Genomic DNA, 25,279 nt, shown 5'->3' on the forward strand with positions numbered 1-25,279 from the left:
GAAGGCGACATTTTCCAACCTTAGCAAAGGACTGAACCGATGAAAGACATCGCAGACATCCCCGCCCTGATGGCGCAGATTGGCACACAGGCCAAAGCTGCAAGCGCAGAGCTGGCCTTTGCTCCACCGGATATCAAACGCGCCGCGCTAGAGGCCGCTGCAGACGCGGTCTGGGCGCGCCGCACGGAGATCGTCGAGGCCAATAAAAAGGACCTCGACTTTGGCCGCAACAAAAGCCTGTCGGACGCCATGATGGACCGCCTGATGCTGGACGAAGACCGCATCCAGAGCATTGTCACTGGTCTGCGCACTGTGGCTGCGCAGGATGATCCCGTTGGCGAAGTGCTCACTGAATGGGACATGCCTTCGGGTCTCAACATCCGCCGGGTGCGCACACCTTTGGGTGTGGTTGGCGTGATTTACGAAAGCCGACCAAATGTGACAGCCGACGCTGGCGCGCTTTGTCTAAAGTCCGGCAATGCGGTGATCCTCCGCGGCGGCTCCGAGAGCTTCCACAGTTCATCTGCGATCCATGCATGTTTGGTAGACGGTTTGAAATCTGTCGGCCTGCCCGAAGCAGCAATCCAACTGGTTCCCACCCGAGATCGTGCAGCCGTGCAAGAACTGCTAACCATGATTGATACCGTGGATGTGATTGTGCCACGCGGTGGAAAAGGCCTTGTTGGGCTTGTTCAGCGCGAAGCCCGTGTGCCGGTTTTTGCCCATCTTGAGGGCATTGTGCATGTCTATGTGGATGCCGCTGCTGATCCCCAGAAAGCCATGGATGTGGTAATGAATGCCAAAACCCGACGGACCGGGATTTGTGGCGCGGCGGAGTGTTTGCTGATCCACGAAAGCCTGGTCGAGAGCTTGGGAACAGCGCTGGTCCAGATGTTGCTCGACGCAGGTGTGCGTGTGCATGCGGATGAAACGCTGGCCAAAATCGCTGGGACCACTGCCGCCACTGCTGAGGATTGGGGCAAGGAGTATCTCGACATGGATATTGCGGCTAAAGTGGTGCCAGACGTCGATGCCGCCATTGCTCACATCCGTCAATACGGCTCCAACCACACTGATTGCATTCTGACCGAAGATGATGGCACTGCTGCACGTTTCTTTGAACGCCTCGACAGCGCCATTCTAATGCGCAACGCTTCTACGCAGTTTGCCGACGGCGGCGAGTTTGGTATGGGGGCCGAAATTGGCATTGCGACGGGTAAGATGCACGCACGCGGACCAGTAGGGGCCGCTCAGCTGACCAGCTTTAAATACCTGGTTGAAGGTAACGGCGTCACGCGCACTTAGGGCAACCCATTCCGTAATGAAGAAAGGCGCCTGCTAAGGCGCCTTTTTGTTTAGAAAGTCACTTCCAAACTGACATCAGTGATCTGTACTGACAAGTCACGCTCCAGCAACCCTGCGCCCTGCGGCAACAGGCCGAACTGCACCTGTGCCGGGGCAAGGTCGGCCGGAATGTCGCCTTTGGAGACAGGGTCCCAAAGAGCGGTATCCGCGCGCAGTTTTTCCGTTTCCGCCAGAAGAAGCCATTTGTCGCCCTCTTTGGTCACGGTCACAGTACCGCCAAATGGCATCGACGTGTCAAAGCACATCATGGCCAAAAATGCGAGGCGCAGCTCTGAGCGAGACACAGCACCTTCGACTTCCCAATAAGTCGATACCCGCGAGCTTGGGGCTAGACCTTGAATGATGGATTGAATTTCCGCTTCTCCAACCATCTGTGCGTCGCTGGGTTGGCCAAAGGCCACGCGGAACAGGCGAATACGCGCATTAGCGTTGTTCACACTGTCGGAGATCATTTCCATCTCCGGACCTTTTGCGTCGCCGGTCAACCCAATCAATTCCAACCCGTTGCCAATGGCGCCAACTGGGCTGATCAAGTCGTGGCAGATCCGAGACCCTACCAATGCTGCGAAATCCGTATTATGTGACATGCAACTTTCCTTTACTGCATGAGCGCCTGATGAGCGATCCAAATTTTGACCTCAACGCCTTCCTCGAACCTGGTATGTTGGTAACCCATCCCACGCAACCCGATTGGGGGCTTGGTCAGGTTCAGTCCAACATCCGCGGCAAAATAACCGTGAACTTCCGAGAGACCGGCAAAGTTGTGATTGATGGATCACGTGTCCTGTTGATGCCCGCCACTGAGACGTAATTTGATTAACAAATAGTGCACGAGTGTTGGAAATCGTCAACAGATCAGTTGCTTGGCAAGTGGTTGATTTTCGCTGATGCGCCGCCTAAAACGCCAGCAAACAAAGAGGAACCGACCTCCGAATGAGCGCGCATACCCCAAAATTTAAAGTTAAGCTTGCTGCAAGTGCAGAAGAGCTGCAGGCGGCTCAACGCTTAAGGTATCGCGTGTTTGTCGAAGAATTGGGCGGCTCGGGCCCCTTGGTGGATCACGATGCGCGGCTGGAGAAAGATCAGTTTGATCCACATTTCGACCACCTTATTCTGATTGATTCCGCGCTCGACGCCATGCCGGTGGATCAGGTTGTCGGGGTCTACCGTGTGCTGCGGGACGATGCGGCGGCCAAGATCGGGCGATTTTACTCGGAAGATGAGTATGACCTCAGAGTGTTGAAAGCCTCTGGCCGCAAGTTGTTGGAATTGGGCCGATCGTGCCTGCACAAAGAGTACCGCGGCGGCGCGGCCATGTTCCACCTTTGGAACGCGTTGGCGAACTATGTGGCTGAACATGAGATTGAGGTCCTGTTTGGCGTCGCCAGCTTCCACGGCACTGATGTAGACGCCCTGGCGCAACCCCTGTCGCTGCTGCACAACCGCCACCTTGCCCCCGCAGACATCCGAACCTGTGCACAGCCGGATGTGTTCCAACCCATGAACTTGATCTCCAAGGATAAAATTGACCGTCGTGCTGCCATGTTGGCCGTACCACCACTGATCAAAGCTTACCTGCGTCTCGGCGGTTTTGTGGGCGAGGGGGCGTACTTGGATCATGCGTTTAACACCACTGACGTTTGTCTGATACTTGACACCGCCCGGATGAATGAGAAAAACCGCGCCCTCTACACAAAGGAGCGCAGCCTGTGAGTGTCTGGGAAAGTGAAGATGGCTATCCTCAACCGCTGAAACTAGGCGTCGGTGGCATTGTGCGGATCATTCTGCGAGGTTTGCCTTTGGCCGTACTGGTGTTTGGATGCTTGATGCTTTTGCTGATACTGCGTCTCGTTGAAAAGCCGATCTTTGGCCTACGTCGCCCGTGGACGCCTTACATCACACAGTTTGTTTGCCGTACCGCTTTCCGTCTGATGGGAGTCCGCTTTGTTGTGCAGGGCACGCCAATTCGTGATCGCGGCGCCGTGGTTGCGAACCACTCTTCCTGGCTGGACATCTTTTCTCTCAATGCGGCACAGCAAGTCTACTTCGTGTCCAAGGCGGAAGTGGCCAAATGGCCCGGCATCGGCTGGTTGGCCAAGGCTACCGGCACGGTGTTTATCCGTCGTGACCGTCGTGAAGCCCTCGCGCAGAAAAAGATTTTCGAAGATCGGCTTCTCGCGGGCCACCAGTTGTTGTTCTTTCCAGAAGGCACAAGCAGTGACAGTTTGCGGGTTTTGCCGTTCAAAACAACGCTTTTTGAGGCGTTTTTTGATCCTCGACTGAAGGACTATATGCTGATTCAGCCCGTCACGGTCCATTATCAAGCTCCCAAGGGCGCAGAAGCCCGCTTTTATGGGTGGTGGGGGGATATGGAGTTTGGTCCTCACCTTCTGACCACTTTGGCCGCACCGCGCCAGGGCCGGGTAGAAGTTGTTTACCATCCGCCTTTGAAGGTGGCAGAATTCACAAATCGCAAGGTTTTGGCCAAATCCGCCGAAGACCAAATCCGCGCCAGCCTGAAAGCCCGGTTAGACTAAATGTCTCTGCGCTGCGTTTTGTAGGCTCTCCCCCCTTGCGCACCAGTATTTCCTACTGTAGACGCGCGACATTCAAACCCGCAGGCGGGGTTTGGGTCGGGCAGGGGAGACATCCCTGTCAATCCGCCGGTTGGAGCATCCGCTCTCACTTCACCCCGCCAAGGCGTAAACCGGAAAAGGAAATACAACATGGCTCTTCCTGAGTTCTCCATGCGTCAGCTGCTTGAAGCTGGTGTTCACTTTGGTCACCAAACACAGCGCTGGAATCCACGCATGGGCCCGTTCATCTACGGTTCCCGCAACGGCATCCACATCATGGACCTGACCCAGACTGTTCCAATGCTGGACGCAGCTCTGAACGCAGTGCGTGACACCGTTGCAAAAGGCGGCCGCGTTCTCTTCGTTGGCACCAAGCGTCAGGCCGCTGCGCCGATCGCAGACGCCGCAGAGAAATCCGCGCAGTACTACATGAACCACCGCTGGCTCGGCGGCACGCTGACCAACTGGAAAACTGTGTCCCAGTCCATCAACCGTCTGAAAGAGATCGACGAGAAGCTGGCAACTGGTGCCGAAGGCCTGACCAAGAAAGAGCGTCTGGGCATCGAGCGTGACCAGGAGAAGCTGCAAGCGTCTCTCGGCGGTATCCGTGACATGGGCGGCGTTCCTGACCTGCTGTTCGTCATCGACGTGAAAAAAGAAGCACTGGCCATCGCCGAAGCCAACAAACTGGGTATCCCAGTTGTGGCGATCGTTGACACCAACTGCTCCCCAGACGGCGTTGACTACATCATCCCAGGCAACGACGACGCATCCCGCGCCATCGCTCTGTACTGTGATCTGGCGTCCCGCGCCGCTCTGGACGGCATGACCGCACAGCTTGGCGCCGCAGGCGTGGATCTGGGCGAATTTGAAGCACCGGTTGAAGAAGCCGTTGCCGAAGAAGCCGCTGCAGGCGCGTAAGCGTTTCAAGACTGACTTGGGGGCAGGGTAGGCCCGCCCCCACATTCCCAATTCTGACGAGGAGAGCCTAAGATGGCGATCACAGCAGCAATGGTTAAAGAACTGCGCGAAATGACTGGCGCAGGCATGATGGACGCAAAAAAAGCGTTGACCGAAACCAATGGCGACGCAGACGCAGCAATCGATTGGCTGCGCACCAAAGGTCTCGCCAAAGCGGCGAAAAAATCTGGCCGTACCGCAGCCGAAGGCCTGGTGGCCGTAAAGGTTGACGGTGGCAAAGGTGTTGCCGTTGAGGTGAACTCCGAAACCGACTTTGTTGGCAAAAACGCTGACTTCCAGGCAATGGTGTCTTCCATCGCAGGCGCGGCACTGACCGTGTCCGATGTCGACGCGCTGAAAGCCGCGGATCTGGGCGGCAAGACCGTTGAAGAAACCGTGACTGCAGCCGTGGCCACGATCGGCGAAAACATGTCTGTGCGTCGCATGGCCTCTGTTGAAGGCGACGTTGTCACGTCTTACGTGCACAACCCGGCGACCGATGGCATGGGCAAAATCGGTGTTCTTGTGGCGCTGAAAGGCGGCGACGAAGGCTTTGCCAAGCAGGTTGCGATGCACATCGCAGCAGCCAACCCACAGTCCCTGTCTGAAGCTGACCTGGACGCGGCCGTTGTTGAGAAAGAGCGCAACGTTCAGATCGAAATCGCACGTGAATCCGGCAAGCCGGAGCAGGTGATCGAGAAGATGATCGTTGGTCGTATGAAGAAATTCTTGGCCGAAGTAACCCTGCTGGGTCAGAACTTCGTGATCAACCCGGATCTGACAGTTGCAGCTGCAGCAAAAGAAGCCGGTGCCGAGATCGTTGCATACGTCCGCATGGAAGTGGGCGAAGGCATCGAGAAGAAAGAAGAAGACTTCGCAGCAGAAGTGGCCAAAGCCGCTCAGGGCTAAGCCCAATCGCTGACAAATTGGAACGCCGCTCAGTCATTTGATTGGGCGGCGTTTTTTGTGCCGCTGTGCCAATGATTGCGGTGCCCATCACAATAAGGGCACCGTGAAGGCGGTTGCAATTTCACGAAAAAACGACGCCACCCGAAGATGACGTCGTCCTTTTTTCAGGTCTCCAAAACATGGGGATGGGGAGACCACCGAAAAATGTCAGTTCCCGGCCCAAATAAACCGATCACCGACACCGGGCTGATTACCGGACGACCCCGAGAGCTTCGATATTGCGAAGGTCAAAGTCGATATGTTCCAAAGGCCAAAGCCACCACTCACGGAACAATGCCATTTTGACATTCTGACACTTAACCAACAAGTCAGGGATACCATACTAGTGACGCTATTATGCGTCAGTTCGGGCCTTCTAGCAAGTAAATTTGCTTCATGAAGGACGCCTTGAGCAACGCTTGCGCGGTTGTCTCCACGTTCATCGCATCCCGCGCAAGGCGCAAATGTTTCTCAACAGTGGCTGGCGTCCGCCCAATTAGGAGCGCAATATCCTGAATTGTCTTCCCGTCTCCAACCCATTCCAACACCTCGCGCTGGCGATTGGTCAATTCGCGCTCTGGGTTGGCGTAGGGCAGGGATTGAATTTTTAGGTGCGCCACATTGTTGATCATGGTGATTTCTCGCCCACGTTTTTCCCAAAGCGCATCAAGGGCTTCTTGCGTCACTCCTTCGCGAGCGCCCAAAGAGATTGCGCCTTTGGTGCGCGAAGACACAGTTGGAAAGCTCACGGTATAACCGGCCACAAGGCCATATGCCTGGTTAAACTCAAACACCGCACGTTGTTTCTCGGTCAACTCGTCCGCCTCATAGGCTTCGCGTGCAAGTCGCCAGCTTTGTGCGCCTGTGTTTTCCAGAGTCCACTTCATCATGGGGCCGTTAAAGTACAGGCCGCCGCCAATAAACTGGTCTATGTAGTCACGGTCATAGGTCGAAAGAATAAAGAAATCCGCCACATCTCCCAGCGACATGCCGCTGCGATAATTTGTATAGCCGTAAATAATTTTATCAAAGCCAAGGGTGCTCAATTTGGCACAATGCAAATCCCAAAGCGCCTCAAGGCTTGTTTGGTTCATGACTTCTTCGATGTAGTCGATCGTGTCGTCCATCGTGACCTTCTTTTAAACATAACACTGACCTGCTCAGCCAGAAGTGGCAGATCCGAAACAGAACATTTTGGGGTATCTTAACATTCAGCTCATCCCCATGAACTGCCTCTGACGTTACCGTAAACACGTGGGAGATGTCTATAGGTGTGGGCACTGTCTCTATCCGGTAGAAGACGCACAAAATTTGGGGCTTTGCCTGATTGTGTGCACGAAAATCTCCGCATTTTTGCGGTTTGAGTCATATGCCCTCAGTGTGGTTTACTGGGTTGGGTCAAAATCGCTTCTATATGCCGCAATAAAACAACATAATACTTATTATGCGCGTTGTATTTGGTGAGATTTCGTATCCCACGCACAAGAATTTTGACAAACACGGACAATCTGTTGGAAGGTTTTACGCTTCTATGTGAACCCACTTGAAATGGATTTGACGTTCCCGTCGGGTGATATTGGACAAGGCCTTGTAGACCATGTCCAATCTCGAGAGTGAAAAGGAGTTGAGAAATGACTCCTAAGCCGTTGTGGTGAAAGAACTAACCCAGAGCATATCCTGCGCCACGCACTGTCCTCAATGGATCGTCACCGCCATGCACGCACAACGCTTTCCGCAAACGCCCGATGTGCACGTCTACCGTACGACTGTCGACGTAAATATCCCTGCCCCATACACGGTCTAGCAACTGCTCCCGGCTCCAAACGCGGCCTGGCTTCTCCATAAAAGTAGTCAACAGACGGAATTCAGTAGGCCCAAGCTTTAATGCGTTTTCACCTCGCGCTACGCGGTGTGTCTCCGCGTCCAGCACGATATCCTCATAGGTCAACGTCTGACCAACTGACGACGGACGGACACGTCGCAGCTGGTTGCGCACCCGCGCCATCATTTCCATCACAGAATACGGTTTCACAACATAGTCGTCCGCCCCGGTTTCCAGGCCCCGGACGCGGTCCACTTCTTCAGAGCGCGCGGACAACATAATCACCGGAATGTTTTGTGTCTCGGTGCGGGTCTTAAGGCGCCGGCAGATTTCAATGCCGGACGTTCCGGGTAGCATCCAGTCGAGCACAATAATGTCTGGTTGCACTTCTTGTACCATCATCAATGCAGTGTCGCCGTCTGCTGCAGATTCCACATCAATGCCTTCGGCCTGCAGGTTGTAGATGAGAACCTCGCGCTGCGCCGGTTCGTCTTCAACGACAAGAACGGTGGGGTGATCTTTTGCCATTGTTTACTCCTTAATCTGCGCCGTTAAACGTCAAGCCGCGTTGCTTTGGGGCGGGCTTCTTCGGGCACGTTTCCGGTCACCACATAGACCACCTGTTCGGCAATTGCGGTGACATGGTCGCCCATCCGTTCAGTGTTTTTGGCCATAAAATGCAGGTGCATACAGGGCGTGATGTAGCGTGGATCTTCCATCATGAAGGTTAGGAATTCGCGGAACAAGGCATTATACATCTGATCCACGCCTTCGTCGCGCTCCAGCACGTCCCGCGCCACATCCACGTCGCGTTGAATAAATGCATCCAGTACATCTTTCAGCATCAACTGAACTTCATGCGCCATACGTTTGAGCGACGCATGTGCGCCTTCAACTTGCTCCATATGCACCAGTACCGAAGTTCTCTTGGCCATGTTTTTTGCATAGTCGCCAATACGTTCCAGGTTGCCGGCGATCTTCATCACCGACAGCACCACACGCAAGTCCACTGCGGCCGGCGCCCGCAGAGCAATCAAATTTGCGCAACGCTCATTGATCAATTCTTCGAGCGCATCGATGGCTTTGTCTGCCGCCCTCACCTGCTCTGCTAGCTCTTGATCTCGGGCCACCATCGCATTCGCAGCCTCGCCAATAGCGGCTTCTACAAGCCCACCCATTTTCATCACATGGGCTTGAATGCCTTCCAGGTCACGGTCAAAGGCGGACACAATATGCTGGTCGTTCATAGTCTCTCTCCTCAGCCGATCCGGCCAGTGATGTAGCTTTCGGTGCGCTCATCTTGTGGGGTGGTAAAAATCTGGGACGTGTCGCCGTATTCCACCAAATTGCCGAGGTGGAAGAAGGCAGTTTTTTGGCTCACTCGCGCGGCCTGCTGCATCGAGTGGGTCACAATCACCACGGAATATTGGTCGCGCAGCTCGTCGATCAGCTCCTCGACTTGTGCTGTGGCAATCGGGTCCAGCGCGGAGCACGGCTCGTCCATCAGCAGCACTTCAGGCTCGGTTGCCACAGCGCGGGCGATGCACAGACGTTGCTGCTGACCACCAGACAGCCCGGTGCCAGGCGCGTGCAAACGGTCCTTCACTTCGTTCCAGATCGCCCCACGTCGCAGGGATTTCTCTACGATCTCATCCAAATCGGCTTTGTTCTTTGCCAAACCATGGATACGTGGCCCATAGGCAATATTGTCGTAGATCGACTTCGGGAACGGGTTTGGCTTTTGAAACACCATACCCACTTTGGCGCGGAGCTGCACGGGATCGACGCGTTTGTCATAGATGTCTTCGCCGTCGATTTTGATGTCACCTTCAACGCGACACACATCAATTGTGTCGTTCATCCGATTGATACAGCGTAAGAAAGTGGATTTGCCGCATCCTGAAGGGCCAATGAAGGCCGTGACGGCTTTGGCATCGATATCCACGTTCACATCTTTGATCGCGTGGGTGTCACCATAGTACACCTGAACATTGCGGGCGGAAATTTTGGTTTCAGTCTGGTTCACGTCTGTCGCCAGTTTTTCAGTGTCATACATGAGAGAGTTCCTTCGCTTACCAACGGCGTTCAAACCGGCGGCGCAGGAGTACTGCAAGAGTGTTCATAGAGATGAGGAAGATCAAGAGAATGATGATCCCGCCCCAAGCGCGTTCGTAAAAGGCCGGATCGGCCCGTTTGGCCCATTCGTAGATCTGGGCTGGCATGGCGGAGTTTGGCGACAGCAGCCCCTCGCCAACGGTTTCGGGCATGTTGGAGGCAATAAAGCCGATCATCCCGATCAACAGAAGTGGCGCGGTTTCCCCAAGCGCTTGCGCGAGGCCAATGATGGTGCCGGTCAGGATGCCAGGTGCGGCCAGTGGCAACACGTGATGGAACACCGCCTGCATTTTGGAGGCCCCTACCCCCAGCGCCGCATCGCGGATGCTTGGCGGCACCGCTTTGAGCGCAGCCCGGGTAGAGATGATGATGGTTGGTAAGGTCATCAGGGTTAGCACCAGACCACCAACCAGCGGCGCAGATTGCGGCAGGTGCATGTAGTTGATGAAAACCGCCAAGCCCAGAATACCAAACACAATCGACGGCACCGCGGCGAGGTTGGAGATATTCACCTCAATAATGTCGGTGATCCAGTTCTTTGGTGCAAATTCCTCAAGATAGATCGAGGCCGCGACACCAATAGGCAAAGCCAACGCCAACACCACAAGCATCATGAACAGTGAGCCCATCATAGCGACGCCAATCCCGGCGGCTTCCGGACGCTGATCTGACGCATCGGCGCCAATGATGAAATCAATGTTGAAGGTCTTCTTGAGCGCGCCAACCGCGATCAACTGATCCACAAAATCGAGCTGTGCCGGCGTGATGTTCTTGTCATTGGCAATGCTGTCCCGCGTCACGCGCCCCTTCATGTAGCCGTCCACACGGCTATTGGCGAGAAAGCGGAACTCGATGGTCTGACCAATCTGATCTGGATTGGCGATCACATAGTTGCGCAGTTGGCTTGCAGCCGATTTTGACAGGATCTTTGCCATGGCTTTGGACTTAAGGTCGGTCTCTATACCATGGGCTTCCACGGTTTTTTCAAACGCCGTTTTGATCAGCGGAGCGTAACCGAAGGTGGTGACTTTCTTGATCTTCTCCAGATCACGCGCGCCGGTTTTGTCCAGCTTGGTCTCCAGCAGCTCAACTTCCATTGTCACAAAGGTCTGCGTAAACGCACCGGTGCCTTTGGACAGGATGGTGGTGAGAAGCGTCACCAGCATCAGTAGGCCAATGCCAATCGCAACCATGCCATAGAACTTGAAGCGGCTTTCAGCGGCATTGCGGCGCTTGGTGCGCGCATCCAGCGTGTGCAGCGAGCTTTTGGGCGCAACGGCGCCTGTATTTTGCGTCGCGTCGGTCATTCGTATTGCTCCCGATATTTGCGCACGATGTAGAGCGCCAGCACATTGAGGCCGAGGGTCAGAACAAAGAGGGAGAGGCCAAGGGCAAAGGCCACCAGCGTTTCCGGGCTGGCAAAATCGCCGTCTCCGGTCAATTGGCTCACAATCCGGGTGGTGATTGTGGTCATGCTTTCAAACGGGTTGGCCGAAAACTTGGCAATCGCCCCTGCCCCCATCACCACAATCATGGTCTCGCCAATTGCGCGCGAAGCGGCCAACAGGATGGCTCCCACGATGCCAGGCAAAGCCGCCGGGATCACAACCTGACGGATGGTTTCGCTGGGGGTCGCGCCAAGGCCAAGTGAGCCGTCGCGCATCGTCTGTGGCACCGCGTTTATTATGTCGTCTGACAGGGAGCTGACAAAGGGAATGAGCATGATGCCCATCACAATGCCTGCGGTTAAAACAGAGGTGGCCCCGCTCATCCAGCCAAGGCCCAGCGAGCCGCTTTGGCCAAACATATTCACCAGCAAAGGCCCCACTGTCAGCAGCGCAAACAGACCGTAAACAATGGTTGGGATCCCAGCGAGAATTTCCAAAAGCGGCTTGGCGATAGCGCGTGTCTTTGGCCCAGCGTATTCAGAGAGGTAAATCGCCGCAAACAAGCCAATTGGTACCGCCACCAAAAGCGCGATGAAAGAGATGTAAAGCGTGCCCCACAACAGTGGCAGGATCGAAAGCTCACTGTCGCCGCGGAAGTTTGGCGCCCAAGTGGTGCCAAAGAAGAAGTCGCGCCAGTTGTGCAGGCCAAAGAAGTTGATGGTCTCAAACAGCATCGACAGCACAATGCCCACGGTGGTGAGGATCGCCAGCGAGGCCGCCGCCATGAGCAAGGCCAGCACCGCGCGTTCCACCACGTTCCGGGCACGATAGTCAGGCTTGGTTTTGCTGAAGGAAATGCCAAAGCCAACCACGGCCAGTGCCAGAACAATCAAAGTGCGCAACGTGTTGCCGGTCACTGCGGCGCTGCGATAGGACTTCGCGGCTGCCAGAACTTCGGGGCGCACATTTTGTCCCAAAGCCACGCCCAGCTCACCCAGACGCGCACGCACATCCACAACGGTGGCGTCCATGGCTTCGACTTCGGCCAAGCTCATCGCGCCACCGGCAATCGCTGTGTTCAGGCCGTCGGCGACGCGGCGCACGTCTGACATCACCAGGTTCAGGTTGGAGCCTTCCGGAATCATCTCCGGCGCAATCATGCCGGACACAGACCGCTCAATCAGTGTTGGTTGGACCAACAGCCACACCATTACCACTACCAGTGCAGGTACCGCCGTGCTCAGCGCGACATTGGTGCCGTAGTAGATCGGCAAGCTGTGCAGAGCGCGTACATCGCCCCCCGCCAATTTCAAAACACGTATCCGTCCAACAAAATACCCCGCTGTTGCGAGGGCGAGGACCAATAGGACTAGCCAGGAAAGTGGCATCTGTGGGCGCCTTTGTTCAGGAAACAACCGGGCGGCACGTACCATCGTGCCGCCCGATCAAGGGAGTGATTACATGTTGGAGCCGAGCACGGCTTCGTCTGCCACTGCGGTCTGGGTGTCGGCCAGCTCTGGGTCAGACACGAGGCCGTATTCCGCCAGAGGACCATCTTCACCGGCAATTTCGTCCGCGATGAAGAATTCTGCGTATTCTTTCAGGCCTGGGATCACGCCGATGTGCGCCTTCTTCACGTAGAAGAACAGCGGACGAGACACTGGGTACTCACCGGTTGCGATGCTCTCGGTGGACGGTACGATGCCGGACATGGTCGCAACCTGGAGCTTGTCGGTGTTGTTCTCATAGAACGCCAGACCAAAGACGCCGATGCCGTCTTTGTTGCTTTCAATGCGCGCCAGGGTCTCGGTGTAGTCGCCGTCAATGTCCACGGACACACCATCGGTGCGCAGGGAGATACAAGCCTTTTCCGCGGCTTTGTGCTTGGCTTTGTCGGTGGCGCCTTCGGCCGCCGCCAGCAGCACGTCAAATGCCCCGGTGGCTTCACAGCCCGCCAGGATCACCTTGTCTTCAAACACTTCACGGGTGCCGTGCTTGGTGCCTGGGATAAACGCCTGCAGCGCCTGCGCCGGGAAGTTTGCGTTCACGTCCGCCCAGGTTTTGTTTGGGTTGGCAACCATTTTGCCATCAACCAGAATTTCGTTGGACAGCGCCAAGAACCAATCGGTTGGAGTGTATTCAAAACCGCTGCCGTTGATGTCAGAGGCAAACACGATGCCATCATAGCCAATGCGCACTTCGATGATGTCGGTCACACCAGCCTCAGCACAGGCTTTGATCTCTTTGTCTTTGATCTTGCGCGATGCGTTGGCCACATCGATGGTGTTTTCGCCAACACCTTCACAGAACCGCTTCAGACCTGCAGAAGAGCCACCGGACTCAACAACCGGGGTTGGGAAGTCAAAGTTTTCACCAAAAGCTTCTGCCACGATGGAGGCATAGGGCAGAACGGTGGAAGAACCGGCGACCTGTACTTGGTCACGTGCGGCGGCGGAAGTGGCGGCAACGGCCGTGATGGCCAGAGCAGAGGCAGTCAGTTTGACGGACATAAGTGTAACTCCATTTGATCCAGACTGTGTTGTCTCAGTCTTGAGCCGCTGTCTAAGGCGTCTGATCAAAGCTTTTGTGACACGTATGTAACAGCCGTGTGACATGTCCTCTCTTTTGTGGCAGTTTTATAAAGTGCGTTCAGACTACGGGCAATATCACGCTGAAAACACTACCTTTTCCCAAGGCGCTTTCAATTTTGAGCCGTCCGCGATGGCGATTGATGATGTGTTTCACAATGGCCAGGCCAAGCCCAGTGCCCCCCATTTCTCGCGATCTGTGAGAATCGATTCTGTAAAACCGTTCCGTCAGGCGGGCGATATGTATGTGATCAATGCCAGGGCCGTTGTCTTTGACCGCGATTTTATACCCGTCACCCTTGAGACCACCCCGTCCACTTACACATTCCAACGAAATTTCCACATGCGTGTTCTCGCCGCCATACTTCAAAGCGTTTTCGACAAGGTTTGTGACAACCTGCAAAAGTTGATCCGCGTCCCCTGAAACTGTGGCCGTGCTTAGTTGTTCGGCGTAGGACACAGTGCTCGCACTTGCTTCACTTACTGAAGAGAGATTGCGGATCACGGCACGAATGATTTGGTCCAAATCCACAGGATCAGTTGGCCGCATTCGAGAGACTTCTTCTACCCGGCTTAAAGAAAGCAAATCGCCCACCAGCCGGTTCATGCGATTGGCTTCATCTGACATGATACCCAAAAAGCGCTCACTGGCTTTCGGATCGTTTCGAGCGGGGCCTTGAAGCGTTTCCACAAACCCCAAGATGGCAGTTAGGGGCGTGCGTAACTCATGGCTCACGTTGGACACAAACTCACGCCGCATTTGATCCAGTTGTTGCACCTCAGTAACGTCCTGAAAACAGATCATCACCCCTTTAGAGGCCGCTGGTGCCGCCTGCCCGCGTGACACCGATGCCAAGTCAACCGGTGACACTGTGGCATCAAACCGGTGCTCTTGTGGCCCGTCACTGTGTGCATAGATCGCCTTGTGGCTTTTGCCGTCACGCAAACAATCGTCCACCGCGCTGTTCAGGCTAGGCTGGCGAAACACCAGGATCAAAGGCCGGTCATTGTCCGCATGCGGGTTGAGTTTTACCGCAGCCTCATTGCCTGCCAGAATGCGCGCTTCCGCATCCACCAGCACCGCTGGCAGCGGCACCGCCTCTAGATAGCTTTTGTAAAACCCCTTCGGCATCGCCCTGCTCCTGTCCGTTCCGTTCTGCGCAGCCCGTTAGAGCGCACTTTAACCCCACGGCTCAAACCGCTTTATTGTAACGGTTTTATGACGGAGGACGCCAAGCCGCGCAAAACCAGTGTCAAACTTCGCGCAGGCCCGCTTTGAAGCGTTTGGCGTTCTCTTGATAGTGCTTCGCTGACATCGTCAAACCAGTGATCGCCGCCTCATCCAACTGACGCACCACCTTACCCGGCGCGCCCATCACCAGACTGCCATCTGGGATTTCCTTGCCTTCAGTGATCAACGCCCCTGCCCCAATCAGGCAGTTTTTGCCAATCTTGGCTCCGTTTAGCACCGTCGCGCCCATGCCAATCAGGCTGTTGTCTCCAATGGTGCAGCCATGCAGCATCGCCTTATGACCAATGGTACAATTTTTCCCGATGGTCAGTGCGTAACCCGGATCGGTGTGCATCACTGTGTTCTCTTGCACGTTGGAACCCGCGCCCACGGTGATGGTCTCATTGTCGCCACGCAGGGTGCAGCCAAACCATACCGAGGTATCCGCCTCAAGCACCACATTGCCAATCACATTGGTATCCGGCGCCACCCAGCTGCTGTCGTCCTGCTTTGGCGCAACACCGTCCAACTCGTACATCGGCATTACGACATCTCCTGAAATTCACTTTGCAGCCCATTCACATGCCCCTGCAGGGCCGGTTGCTGCTCGCGGCGCATGCGTTCGGCGGCAATAATGGTCTTAAGCTGCGCTTCAGTGGCGTCCAGATCATCATTCACCAGCACATAATCATAGGAATGCCAGTGGCTGATCTCATCCCAGCTTTTCTGCATCCGCTTATCAATCACATCATCGCTGTCCTGCGCGCGGCTCACCAAGCGGCGGTGTAGCTCTTTGATCGACGGCGGCAAAATGAAGATCGACAGCGCATGTTTGCCCAGATCTGAGTTGCGGATTTGTGCTTCGCCTTGCCAATCCACATCAAACAAAACGTCATTGCCGTTCTCAATGGTTTCGCGCACTGGCCCGGCTGGGGAGCCGTAGAAGTTGCCAAACACGTGCGCGTGCTCAAGCATTTCTCCGTCGATCACTTGCCCTTTGAACGCGTCCTCAGAGAGAAAGTAATACTCGCGTCCGTGTTCTTCGCCAAGACGTGGAGACCGTGTGGTGGCCGAAACGGAAAAACTCAAACCCGGATCCCATTCCATCAACCGCCGCGCGAGAGTCGATTTCCCCGCGCCGGAAGGAGAAGACAAAATGATGAGCAGGCCACGTCGCTGAGTCATGTGATTATTCCACGTTTTGAACTTGCTCTCTCATCTGGTCGATCACAGCCTTGAGGTCCAGTCCTATCCTAGTCAAATCCACCGACTGTGCCTTGGAGCACAGCGTGTTGGCCTCGCGATTGAACTCCTGCATCAGGAAATCAAGCTTGCGTCCAACAGGGCTTCCTTTGGCAATTAACTCTCGCGCAGCCGAGACATGCGCCCGCAGCCGGTCCAATTCCTCCATCACGTCAGCTTTTACCGCCAACATTGCCAGCTCCTGTGCTACGCGTCCTTCATCCACCCCGTCTGTGTTCTCTAAAACGCGCGCGAGGTTGGATTTCAAGGTGTCAGCTACTTCCTCTCGCCGCGCCTCAGCCGCTTCCGCTGCCTGTTGCGTCAGGTCTGACACCTGTTCCAATTGGTCGCTCATCACGGCTTCCAGCGCCGTACCCTCTGTGATGCGCATGTCTTTGAAACTGGCCAGGAGCTCCGGCAGTTGCGCCGTGATCGCCGCCAAAAGCGCCTTGCTGTCGGTCTCATCAACCGCCTGTTCCATCACGCCTCGGTGGGTCAATAAATCGCTGGCCTTGGACGGCGCTAGCGAAATGCCTTTGTGCATCGCAAGCTCTTCCACGGCATGCAATGCCGCCAGCACAGCTTCCACCTGCGCTACATTCACCGCTAAGGCCCCGGTTTCATCATCGCGGCTCACGCGCAAGGACAGGTTCACCGATCCGCGCGCCATGCCTTTGGCCAAAGCCCCGCGCACCGCAGGTTCCAGTCCTTCGATCCAGTCCGGCACCCGCAGGCGTAAATCCAGCCCCTTGGCATTCACACTGCGCAGATCCCACGTCCAGCTGTGTCCCTGCCCCTCGCCCTTAAGGCTTGCATATCCGGTCATCGACTCCAGCACGGGACGTCCTCCTGCAATTCCAATTGCGTAACAGCTAAATCTATTCCTGCGCGAAGAGCAATGTTAACGGCGCAACCGGTTAACCATTGAAATCATTTTTTATCGCAAATCCGATAAAATGTGAGATAACTGATTCATAAGTTATTTACGACTTTGAGCCAACGCACAAAAAAATAAGGCTCTGAGTTGCGGGTGTGGGTACGAAGTTCAGACATAGAGTTTTTTCCTTGGGGGGAAGAGCATGAGAATTTTTGGTGACGGAAAATCCAGCGCGGCTAAGGTGCACAGCATCGCCGTGATGCAGGATGTAAAAGCTTACTGGGACGGTCTGCGTGACGGTCACCCGGTGCCCTATCGCAGCGACGTGGATCCACGCCAAATTCAAAAGGTGCTCAAGCACGCGTTCATTCTTGAACGCATCGCGCCGGGAATGGCACGCCTTCGGGTGTCCTGCAACACACTCACCGACGTGATGGGTATGGACATGCGCGGCATGCCGATGTCTGCGCTGATCAACGAAGCGTCGCGTGACAGCTTTGGCCAGGCTTTAGAAAAGGTTTTTGCGGCACCAGCCATTGGTCGACTTGAGATGACCACAAACCGTGGTTTCCGCCGCAGTGGTCTAAACGCCGAAATGATGTTGCTGCCGCTGCGTTCTGACAGTGGCGAAGTGAACCGAATTCTCGGAGCGATCACCGTAGACGGCGATCTGGGGCGTGCGCCACAGCGATTTGACCTGGAAGGCAGCTTCTTGCGCCGGATCGATATGCCAAGCACAAATGCGCTTTCTGAAACCATGGCTGTACCGCAACTTCAGAAAGTTGAAATCACCACACCGGCTGGGTTTCAGCCTGTGCAGGACCGCGCCAAAACACCGGCCACGTCGCGCACTGTACCCACAAAGCACTCGCATCTGCGGTTGGTCGTGTCGGACGACTAGAAGAGTTCATTCTGGTCTTACAATGAAGGCGGGGTCTACTGGACATGGCACCCCGCCTTTTTTTGTGCCCACACATCAAATACAAAAAGGCCGCAGGTGAACGACGTCAGCCTTTAAATGTTTTGCAACTTCAAGACGAGAAGTCTCTAGCCGTCTAAGTGCAGATACACCCGCCGGTTTTGCTTTCCTTTTTTCTCTATCTTGCCAATCCGTACGTGGCCAATCTCGCGTGTGCTGGCCACATGAGTACCGCCGCACGGTTGCAGATCAACCTGCTCGTCCTCAGTGCCAATCCGCACGAGCCGCACCTTGCCTGCGCCTTTCGGTGGTGCCACCGACATGGTTTTCACCAACCCCGGATTGTCGGCCAATTCCGCATCGGTGATCCAGTCCTCCGTGACAGCCAAATCGCGGTCAATCAACGCATTCAGAGCATCACTCAAGGCCTGTTTGTCCTCAGGTGCTGAGGGCATGTCAAAATCCAACCGGCCTTTTTCTGCGCCTATTGATCCGCCGGTTACCGGCAAAGGAATAACCACAGACAACAGATGCAGCGCTGTGTGTACGCGCATATGGCGATGCCGCCTGCTCCAATCCAAAACCTGTGTCACGTCGGTGCCAATCGGCGGCAATTCTTCCGGCGCAGAGGGTACCAAAGCAATCCCACCGTCCAACGTTTTCACCGTTGTCGCGATCTCTGTCCGATGGTCGTCCCACTCCAAATGGCCGCTGTCCCCCGGTTGTCCCCCGCTGGTGGCGTAAAATAAGGGTGCATCCAGCACGATCCCGCCTTCGGGTGTGTGTCCAATCACCACGCCGATCGCTTCTTTTTGATAGGCGTCTTCCAAAAACAGCAGCTTGCTCATCGTCCGTCTCCGTCCCCATCTGAATCTGATCCGTCCATATCGTCGATGTCCGGTGGTGTTGGTGTGCCGCTCGCAGGCGCGAATGCTTGAGAAACCGGAGGTACAGAGGCTTTGGCTGCGGGTGCCTCCCCGCGCAAGGCTTCGGGGTTGCGCAACCACAGGTCGCGCTGTGCAAACGGAATTTCGATGCCTTCTGCCACAAACCGCCGCGCGATTTCGTGGTTCAGGTCACTTTTCACCGTCAACATCCAGTTTACATCGCGCAAAATGGCGCGGATTTCGAAATCGAGCGAGTCTGCGCCGAACCCCTGAAACACCACCGATGGAGCTGGGTTGGCCAAAACCATCGGATGAGATTCTGCAATTTCGCGCAAGATGCCCTCAACCCATCGCGTATCCGTGCCATAGGCCACCCCCACAGGCACAATCACCCGACCCACAGTGTTGCCACGCGTGTAGTTGGTCACCGTACCAGCAATAAGATCACTGTTTGGGATGACCACATCCGTGCGATCAAACGTTTCGATACGGGTGGAGCGAACTGAAATATCGCGTACATAGCCCATTTGGCCATTCACATCGATCCAATCACCTTCGCTCACCGGTCGTTCGATCAAAAGAATGATGCCACTGACAAAGTTTGACACAATGTTCTGTAGGCCAAAACCAATGCCAACCGACAACGCACCAGCAAACAGCGCGATGTTGCCAAGATTGATCCCGGCCACACTCAAAGCGATGAGGGCTGCCAGAAAAATCCCGATATATCCCGCACCGGACACAACCGCAGTCTGACCGCCAGAATCCAAGCTTGTCTTTGGCAAGATATTGTCACGCAGGAAACTTTGCGACAGGCGTGTCACCCCATGTCCAAACGCGTAAACGACCACCAACAACAAAATGGTTTCCGGAGACAGAACCAGGTCGCCAAACGTCAAGCCGTCGGCAATGTTGCGCCAGATTTGGTGCAGGTCGGACACCTGTGCGCCCCAGCTCATCAAGAAGACCGGCAGCGACAGGATTACAATGCCAATTCCTGCCAAAACAGCCGCCAGAGGGCTATCTTCGTCATCCCGCCCACTTAGGGCCGAGAATATTTTCTGAATAACCCGCTGCGCCACCAGCAAGAAAGCCACAAGGAAAACGGTACGTGTGCTGGAAAAGACTAGATAGCTCGCGCCTCGTGTTAGGCCGATGGTGGCAAGCACGCTGCCAATCACCGAGACAACAACCGTGTAGCGACCCAGCAGCGAAACCAACTGCCCAACTGCGGTTAGAGGTCCTTCCTCTTCGGCACGCATCGAACCAGCATGGCGCGTGACAAGGCGACCAAGCAGTCCAAGGAAATAGGCGGCAGTCACTGTGATAACAAAGAACACCACCGATTCAGTGCCCAGCGTCCAGCTTTCATAGCGGGCCAGTTCTACAAACAGAGAACTCAACGCCAGCATTGCGCCCAGCACGGTACTGGCCCGTCGCCCCTTGCGTTTTTCCGTTTCGGTTAGGTTCACCAGCAGCAAAGGTCGGTCATTGCGTGAGAACACCCGCTCGCCCAACCAGCGTGCGGTCAAAAGCTCAAACGTCATCAAAGGTAAAATGGACAACACCACGTCGCCGCGCAGCCCTGGCAAATCGGTGGCATAAACCGCCTTGGAGAAAGCAAGCACCCCCAACATTGGCAGCACGACCTGCCCGTAAGACAGCAAGAAAACTGCAATCCAGCGTGTTGCGGATAAATGGTGGCGATCTCGGATCATGCCCTGCAAAACACGGTCCGTCCACCGCATCCCGCGTGTTAGTAAAATGAGTGCAATCGCGAGGAAAAATAGCATCCGCGGCAACGAGGACCGCAATTCATTGCGCTGCTTTTCGTGCACCCAACCGGTTTGGAACTCCAAAGCAACAAGCCGGAATGTCTCAGTCAATTCCCGCAGTGCTGGTCCCCAAAGCTCCGGCTTGAGAGGGAAAGGCCCCGGTTCCAACAAGATCTGTGTCTGCCGCTCGCGTAACAACACGTCGATAGACCGGATCAACTCCCCTGCTTCGGTTAGAGCCAAGTCTGCCCGCCGTACCGGCGCAGTTGCCTCTGACAACGACAGTTCCAACTGCCGTCGCTCATTGGCAACATCCTCCGCCTCGCCGCCCTCTGGGACCGGTCCCAGCCGCTCCAGCTGAGCTTCCAGCGTAATGACGGAAATCCGCGACCGAGAACTTTCTGAGGAAAAATCTTCGCTCCACAGCGACAACTGATCACGCAGCGTGTCCATGGCCGCTTCAGAAGCGCGATCATTGTCGATGGCTTCGGCGGCGCGGTCCGCAACCCGCCGCCATTCTCCGTAGTCCGGTGGCAATGTGCCCTGCGCCCAGGCCGCCGTTACCCAAACGGTCAGGACCGTGACCGCTACACTCAGAAACTTGGCCAGTGGGCGCATTATGGGACTGCCTTATACGTCTTCGAAGACACCTGGAATGCTGCTTGGGCCCTTGTTGCCCAGCCACGCAGGGGTTGGCAGGCCTTTTTCCTTTAGGAATTCCGGGTTGAACAGCTTGGATTGATAGCGCGTGCCGTAGTCACAAAGGATCGTGACAATTGTATTTCCAGGCCCCATTTCTTTTGCCATGCGCACCGCACCGGCCACGTTTACGCCGGACGACCCACCAAGGCAAAGGCCTTCGTTCTCCAGCAGGTCAAACACATACGGCAGCGCCTCTTCGTCTGAAATTTGGTAGCTCATGTCCGGGGTGAAGCCTTCGAGGTTTGCGGTGATACGCCCCTGCCCGATGCCTTCGGTGATGGAGCCACCCTCGGATTTCAATTCGCCGCTGGTGTAAAAGCTATGCAGCGCAGCGCCCATCGGATCCGCGAGGCCAATTTTCACGCCTTTTGGCTGCAAAGCTTCGGCAACGCCCGCCAAAGTACCGCCCGATCCAACGGCACAGGTGAAGGCGTCCACTTTGCCACCGGTCTGTTCCCAGATTTCAGGACCTGTGGTTTCCACGTGGCTCTGTCGGTTGGCTACGTTGTCAAACTGGTTGGCCCAGATCGCACCGTTTGGCTCTGTCTTCGCCAGCTCGGCGGCGAGACGGCCTGAGTAGCGCACATAGTTGTTTGGGTTTTTGTACGGCGCGGCTGGCACCTGAACCAACTCGGCGCCGGCAAGCCGCAGCATGTCTTTCTTTTCCTGAGACTGCGTCTCAGGGATCACAATCACAGTTTTGAAACCCATGGAGGCACCCACAAGCGCCAGACCAATACCGGTGTTGCCTGCGGTGCCTTCAACGATGGTGCCACCAGGTTTCAACTCACCCCGCGCAATGGCATCTTTGATGATATACAACGCGGCCCGATCTTTGACGGATTGTCCGGGGTTCATAAACTCCGCCTTGCCAAAAATCTCACACCCCGTTTCATCGCTGACTTTGTTCAGGCGGATCAAAGGGGTGTTGCCAATCGCTTGGGCCAGATCACGGGCGATATGCATGTTGCGCGGTCCTTTATAGATGTCTGAAATCCTGTGTAGGCAAGCCGTCAAGCAAACTCAAGCGGTCCCGCGCAGGCGGTCGCGATGTCGTGCCAACCAAAGTGCCGCCAAAACTAGCGGCGCATTCACCACTTGCTTGTTGTCGACCATCTGCATCAGCTGATCATAGCTGTAGACATAAGAACAAATGTCTTCCGCCTCATGCGCCAATCCAGACACGCCAACCACCTCATCAGGAAGGTCAGCCAAGCCTAGGTAAATGTTGTAAAATTCCGTACTGCATCCCGGCGATGCGTAGCAATTTGCCACCTCATGAAGAGTTGCCAAATCAAGCCCTGCCTCCTCCTGAGCCTCGCGACGAGCACAGGTTTCCGGCGACTCGTCAGCATCTAAGCGTCCAGCGATTGGCTCCAGTTGCCAAGGCAATTCATCACCACGCGCCAAAGGTCCGGGTCGGAATTGTTCGATCAATAAAACGCGATCCCGCACCGGATCATACGGCAGCACAATCACGGCATCTGTGGCCACAAACACCGCACGTTTGACCATATCGCTTCGCGCGCCGTCATAGCGGCGAAACGTCAGATCATATTCTTCCATAGTGAAAAAATCGGCATATGGTCGCGTCAAAGTGACATCACTCACATCTGCACGTGTCATTCCACTTGGACTCACCGCATCATTGCGCCGCTGTGCCTGCATTTTGGCGGTGGCGCGTGCCTTAATCATGGGCAACATGCGGTCCACCACAGCCCGACTCCGGTGACCAAAATATGTCATTTCTTCCACAGCTCTGAGGACAGTGACCTCGCCAAACCGCTGCGCCCAGCTGTCAAGTGACCATGCACCATCAGGAACCCAGCCAGAGTTGTCACTTTTGAAAACCTGCGCCGGGTGTGACTGACCATCAACTTCCACAGAAACGTCTGTCAAATCATAGTCGTAGCTGCCTTCATAATACCGAAGGCGCTCAACGCCATCCTCACTTAACCCACCAATGAACAAGCCGTATGCTTGGTTGTCAGACGGCTTTAGGATTGGAAAGTCCTGCCCCTGCACCGCAAACACCGCGTGGTCAGGCAATTCCGCTGGTCTCAAGTTCAGCTCACTGGCTGCTTTCCCAAGCACAGCTTCTAGCAGCGGCACGTGCCGCAACGTGCCATACACAAATACATTTTTCATGATTTAGCCCCAGCGTCTCGCTGCAAAATTTGTAAAATGGCCGCTCACCACGGCGCTCACCGCAAGTGTCACCAGGACGGTAGGGTGCAGCAGATACAGCCCATATTCCATTGAAACAGTGATTGCACGCTCCAAAGCTTCCACCGGCTCGTCCAAGCGTCGCCGCATCGCCAGGCGCAACATCTCTATGAGGCCAAACATCAACAATCCCCAAAACACCATCGAGACCACACCAACAAGCCCCAGTTCGACCGCACCACTGCGCCCCGCGCGACGTCCCATCACGCGCCAGCCAACAACCAGCCCGATCCCGGCACTGATCATTGTCATCTGGCCAGGATTGGATCCCTCTGGCATTTGCGGTTTCACAAATTCCGCCACCAAACCGCCTGAGATGGCAAGGCAGATGGCGGCAACTAACTTATTGGATGAAATCATATACCGGGCTTTTCGATCGTGATTTGAGTCACGTCGCAGCTTCCACTGCGAAACGCCGCAGCACAAGAGGTCAGATAAAAATTCCACATACGGCGAAACCGTTCATCAAAACCCATGCCCTGGATACGATCCCAGTGGGCGTTGAATGTTTCGTGCCATCGGCGCAACGTCTGGCTGTAGCTGTCGCCAAATTCAATTGACCCAGCCACCGTCAACCCAACCTTATTGACCTCTTCGCGCAGGGCGGTTGGGCTGGGCAACATCCCACCGGGGAAGATGTATTTTTGTATGAAATCAACGCCCTTACGATATTGTTCAAACCGGGCATCCGTCAGAGTGATAATCTGCAATGTGGCCTTGCCACCAGGTTTCAAGCGATCCCGAACCGCTTCAAAATACACGGGCCAATATTTCTCGCCTACCGCCTCAAACATCTCGATACTGGCGATCCCGTCATAAATCGCAGTTTCTTCGCGATAGTCTTGCAACTTGAAGTTCACCATGTGAGAAAGCCCTGCATTCTCAATGCGTTCCTTGGCAAACTTCAACTGTTCTTCTGAGATGGTGAGGCCGGTAACCTTTAGACCACGCTCTTTGGCAGCATATTCTGCAAAGCCCCCCCACCCACAGCCAATCTCCAACACATGGTCGCCAGATTTCACGCCCATCTGATCAACCATACTGGCGTATTTGGCGATTTGAGCGTCTTCCATGCTCTCTTGGCCGGTTTCAAAAATGGCGGACGAATAAGTCATCGTGTCATCCAGCCACAGTCTGTAAAACGCATTGCCTAAGTCATAATGGTAACTGATGTTTTTCTTAGCCTGGGTTTTGGTATTGGTGTTCATCCAATGGCGCAGCCGTTCAAACGCGCGGATAAAATACATGCCCGGAAACCCGTCATACAGCGCGTCATTGTCGTGGCGCAGGAAATCACAAAACGCCTGTAAGTCTGGACTGCTCCACCACCCTTCGAGGTAGGCTTCACAAAACCCCAATTCCCCTTCACGCATCAATCGCGCGAAGGTGTTTCCTTTGTGCACGTGCATCTCACAGACCGGCCCTGCCTCTGCGCCTTGTGCCCGAAACCTGCGCCCGTCTTGCAGGACAAAATCAATCTGTCCGTTGTTGATCTTTTGCGCCGTGTCAAACACCGCAGAAAAATAGCGCGGCAGGTTTGCTTCACCTTTGGTCGACGTCAGGTACATCCAGGTCCCCCCTCTTCCTTGTGTGATCCAAATGCTAGGCGGGACCAGTGTCTTACGGCAAGTAATAATTGTGGTCCAAAGAGGCACCTT

At 55.2% G+C, this 25,279-nt stretch carries 25 protein-coding genes; 7 read left to right on the forward strand and 18 right to left on the reverse strand.

The genetic code is table 11. From position 1 onward, the window contains the following. Window positions 1-39: 39 nt before the first annotated feature. Window positions 40-1,305 carry a glutamate-5-semialdehyde dehydrogenase gene (locus QOL67_RS04590; protein WP_283424794.1) on the forward strand — a complete coding sequence of 422 codons (1,266 nt, stop codon included), beginning with the start codon at window positions 40-42 and terminating at the stop codon, window positions 1,303-1,305. A 50-nt stretch (window positions 1,306-1,355) separates the two neighbouring features. Here the strand turns inward: QOL67_RS04590 and QOL67_RS04595 are convergent, their stop codons facing one another. Beyond that, window positions 1,356-1,952: a histidine phosphotransferase family protein gene (locus QOL67_RS04595; protein ID WP_283424795.1), complete on the reverse strand. Its 597-nt coding sequence runs from the start codon at window positions 1,950-1,952 to the stop codon at window positions 1,356-1,358. A gap of 29 nt (window positions 1,953-1,981) precedes the next feature. Between QOL67_RS04595 and QOL67_RS04600 the strand changes: the two genes are divergently transcribed. The 5 genes from QOL67_RS04600 (at window position 1,982) to tsf (ending at window position 5,810) form a co-directional block, all read left to right on the forward strand. Next, the gene (locus QOL67_RS04600; protein WP_283424796.1) at window positions 1,982-2,176 is read left to right on the forward strand and encodes a DUF3553 domain-containing protein; all 195 of its coding nucleotides are present in this window, start codon (window positions 1,982-1,984) and stop codon (window positions 2,174-2,176) included. 122 nt (window positions 2,177-2,298) lie between these two features. Continuing rightward, entirely contained in the window at window positions 2,299-3,078 is a 780-nt protein-coding gene (gene olsB, locus QOL67_RS04605; RefSeq protein ID WP_283424797.1) for an L-ornithine N(alpha)-acyltransferase, read from the forward strand. Next, complete coding sequence (olsA, locus tag QOL67_RS04610) at window positions 3,075-3,902, forward strand: lyso-ornithine lipid O-acyltransferase (RefSeq protein WP_283424798.1); 828 nt, start codon at window positions 3,075-3,077, stop codon at window positions 3,900-3,902. The genes olsB and olsA overlap by 4 nt, the downstream gene beginning before the upstream one ends. A 189-nt stretch (window positions 3,903-4,091) precedes the next feature. Beyond that, window positions 4,092-4,862: a 30S ribosomal protein S2 gene (rpsB, locus tag QOL67_RS04615; RefSeq protein ID WP_283424799.1), complete on the forward strand. Its 771-nt coding sequence runs from the start codon at window positions 4,092-4,094 to the stop codon at window positions 4,860-4,862. Window positions 4,863-4,934: 72 nt separating this feature from the next. Further along, window positions 4,935-5,810 carry a translation elongation factor Ts gene (gene tsf / locus QOL67_RS04620; RefSeq protein WP_283424800.1) on the forward strand — a complete coding sequence of 292 codons (876 nt, stop codon included), beginning with the start codon at window positions 4,935-4,937 and terminating at the stop codon, window positions 5,808-5,810. 401 nt (window positions 5,811-6,211) lie between these two features. Here tsf and QOL67_RS04625 read toward each other — a convergent pair whose 3' ends face one another. The 11 genes from QOL67_RS04625 to QOL67_RS04675 form a co-directional block, all read right to left on the reverse strand. After that, window positions 6,212-6,976, reverse strand: a complete 765-nt coding sequence (locus tag QOL67_RS04625) for a LuxR family transcriptional regulator (RefSeq protein WP_283424801.1) — start codon at window positions 6,974-6,976, stop codon at window positions 6,212-6,214. Between the two features lie 533 nt (window positions 6,977-7,509). Beyond that, entirely contained in the window at window positions 7,510-8,199 is a 690-nt protein-coding gene (gene phoB / locus QOL67_RS04630; protein WP_283424802.1) for a phosphate regulon transcriptional regulator PhoB, read from the reverse strand. A gap of 23 nt (window positions 8,200-8,222) precedes the next feature. Next, window positions 8,223-8,918 (reverse strand): phosphate signaling complex protein PhoU, encoded by a 696-nt coding sequence (phoU, locus tag QOL67_RS04635; RefSeq protein WP_283424803.1) that lies wholly within the window; start codon window positions 8,916-8,918, stop codon window positions 8,223-8,225. Between the two features lie 11 nt (window positions 8,919-8,929). Then, on the reverse strand, window positions 8,930-9,727 hold the full coding sequence (pstB, locus tag QOL67_RS04640) for a phosphate ABC transporter ATP-binding protein PstB (RefSeq protein WP_283424804.1): 798 nt from the start codon (window positions 9,725-9,727) through the stop codon (window positions 8,930-8,932). Between the two features lie 16 nt (window positions 9,728-9,743). Next, window positions 9,744-11,093: a phosphate ABC transporter permease PstA gene (pstA, locus tag QOL67_RS04645; RefSeq protein ID WP_283424805.1), complete on the reverse strand. Its 1,350-nt coding sequence runs from the start codon at window positions 11,091-11,093 to the stop codon at window positions 9,744-9,746. Next, window positions 11,090-12,562: a phosphate ABC transporter permease subunit PstC gene (gene pstC / locus QOL67_RS04650; RefSeq protein WP_283424806.1), complete on the reverse strand. Its 1,473-nt coding sequence runs from the start codon at window positions 12,560-12,562 to the stop codon at window positions 11,090-11,092. The genes pstA and pstC overlap by 4 nt, the downstream gene beginning before the upstream one ends. Before the next feature lie 69 nt (window positions 12,563-12,631). Then, a complete protein-coding gene (locus tag QOL67_RS04655) occupies window positions 12,632-13,684 on the reverse strand; it encodes a substrate-binding domain-containing protein (protein ID WP_283424807.1) in 1,053 nt (350 codons plus the stop codon). Between the two features lie 139 nt (window positions 13,685-13,823). Further along, entirely contained in the window at window positions 13,824-14,894 is a 1,071-nt protein-coding gene (locus QOL67_RS04660; protein WP_283424808.1) for an ATP-binding protein, read from the reverse strand. Window positions 14,895-15,015: 121 nt separating this feature from the next. Beyond that, the gene (locus QOL67_RS04665) at window positions 15,016-15,537 is read right to left on the reverse strand and encodes a gamma carbonic anhydrase family protein (protein ID WP_283424809.1); all 522 of its coding nucleotides are present in this window, start codon (window positions 15,535-15,537) and stop codon (window positions 15,016-15,018) included. Continuing rightward, complete coding sequence (gene gmk / locus QOL67_RS04670) at window positions 15,537-16,178, reverse strand: guanylate kinase (RefSeq protein ID WP_283424810.1); 642 nt, start codon at window positions 16,176-16,178, stop codon at window positions 15,537-15,539. The genes QOL67_RS04665 and gmk overlap by 1 nt, the downstream gene beginning before the upstream one ends. 4 nt (window positions 16,179-16,182) lie before the next feature. Then, entirely contained in the window at window positions 16,183-17,073 is an 891-nt protein-coding gene (locus tag QOL67_RS04675; RefSeq protein WP_283424811.1) for a YicC/YloC family endoribonuclease, read from the reverse strand. A 241-nt stretch (window positions 17,074-17,314) separates the two neighbouring features. Here QOL67_RS04675 and QOL67_RS04680 point away from each other — a divergent pair, with 241 nt between their 5' ends. Continuing rightward, window positions 17,315-18,013 carry a PAS domain-containing protein gene (locus QOL67_RS04680; RefSeq protein WP_283424812.1) on the forward strand — a complete coding sequence of 233 codons (699 nt, stop codon included), beginning with the start codon at window positions 17,315-17,317 and terminating at the stop codon, window positions 18,011-18,013. A 146-nt stretch (window positions 18,014-18,159) separates the two neighbouring features. Here the strand turns inward: QOL67_RS04680 and QOL67_RS04685 are convergent, their stop codons facing one another. Genes QOL67_RS04685 through QOL67_RS04710 form a run of 6 tightly spaced genes read right to left on the reverse strand, consistent with a single transcriptional unit; the run spans window position 18,160 to window position 25,189 of the window. After that, the gene (locus QOL67_RS04685) at window positions 18,160-18,879 is read right to left on the reverse strand and encodes an alanyl-tRNA editing protein (protein ID WP_283424813.1); all 720 of its coding nucleotides are present in this window, start codon (window positions 18,877-18,879) and stop codon (window positions 18,160-18,162) included. Then, entirely contained in the window at window positions 18,876-21,311 is a 2,436-nt protein-coding gene (locus QOL67_RS04690) for a DUF3772 domain-containing protein (RefSeq protein WP_283424814.1), read from the reverse strand. Before QOL67_RS04690 ends, QOL67_RS04685 begins: the two co-directional genes overlap by 4 nt. A 12-nt stretch (window positions 21,312-21,323) precedes the next feature. After that, window positions 21,324-22,361: a cysteine synthase A gene (locus QOL67_RS04695; RefSeq protein ID WP_283424815.1), complete on the reverse strand. Its 1,038-nt coding sequence runs from the start codon at window positions 22,359-22,361 to the stop codon at window positions 21,324-21,326. Window positions 22,362-22,418: 57 nt separating this feature from the next. Beyond that, window positions 22,419-23,543 carry an NUDIX domain-containing protein gene (locus QOL67_RS04700; protein WP_283424816.1) on the reverse strand — a complete coding sequence of 375 codons (1,125 nt, stop codon included), beginning with the start codon at window positions 23,541-23,543 and terminating at the stop codon, window positions 22,419-22,421. A gap of 3 nt (window positions 23,544-23,546) precedes the next feature. Beyond that, window positions 23,547-23,981, reverse strand: a complete 435-nt coding sequence (locus QOL67_RS04705) for a TrgA family protein (protein WP_283424817.1) — start codon at window positions 23,979-23,981, stop codon at window positions 23,547-23,549. Further along, the gene (locus tag QOL67_RS04710; RefSeq protein ID WP_283424818.1) at window positions 23,978-25,189 is read right to left on the reverse strand and encodes an SAM-dependent methyltransferase; all 1,212 of its coding nucleotides are present in this window, start codon (window positions 25,187-25,189) and stop codon (window positions 23,978-23,980) included. The genes QOL67_RS04705 and QOL67_RS04710 overlap by 4 nt, the downstream gene beginning before the upstream one ends. Window positions 25,190-25,279 lie beyond the last annotated feature (90 nt).

Origin of the sequence: Shimia sagamensis, assembly GCF_900182745.1 — a bacterium.
GTDB lineage: Bacteria > Pseudomonadota > Alphaproteobacteria > Rhodobacterales > Rhodobacteraceae > Shimia > Shimia sagamensis.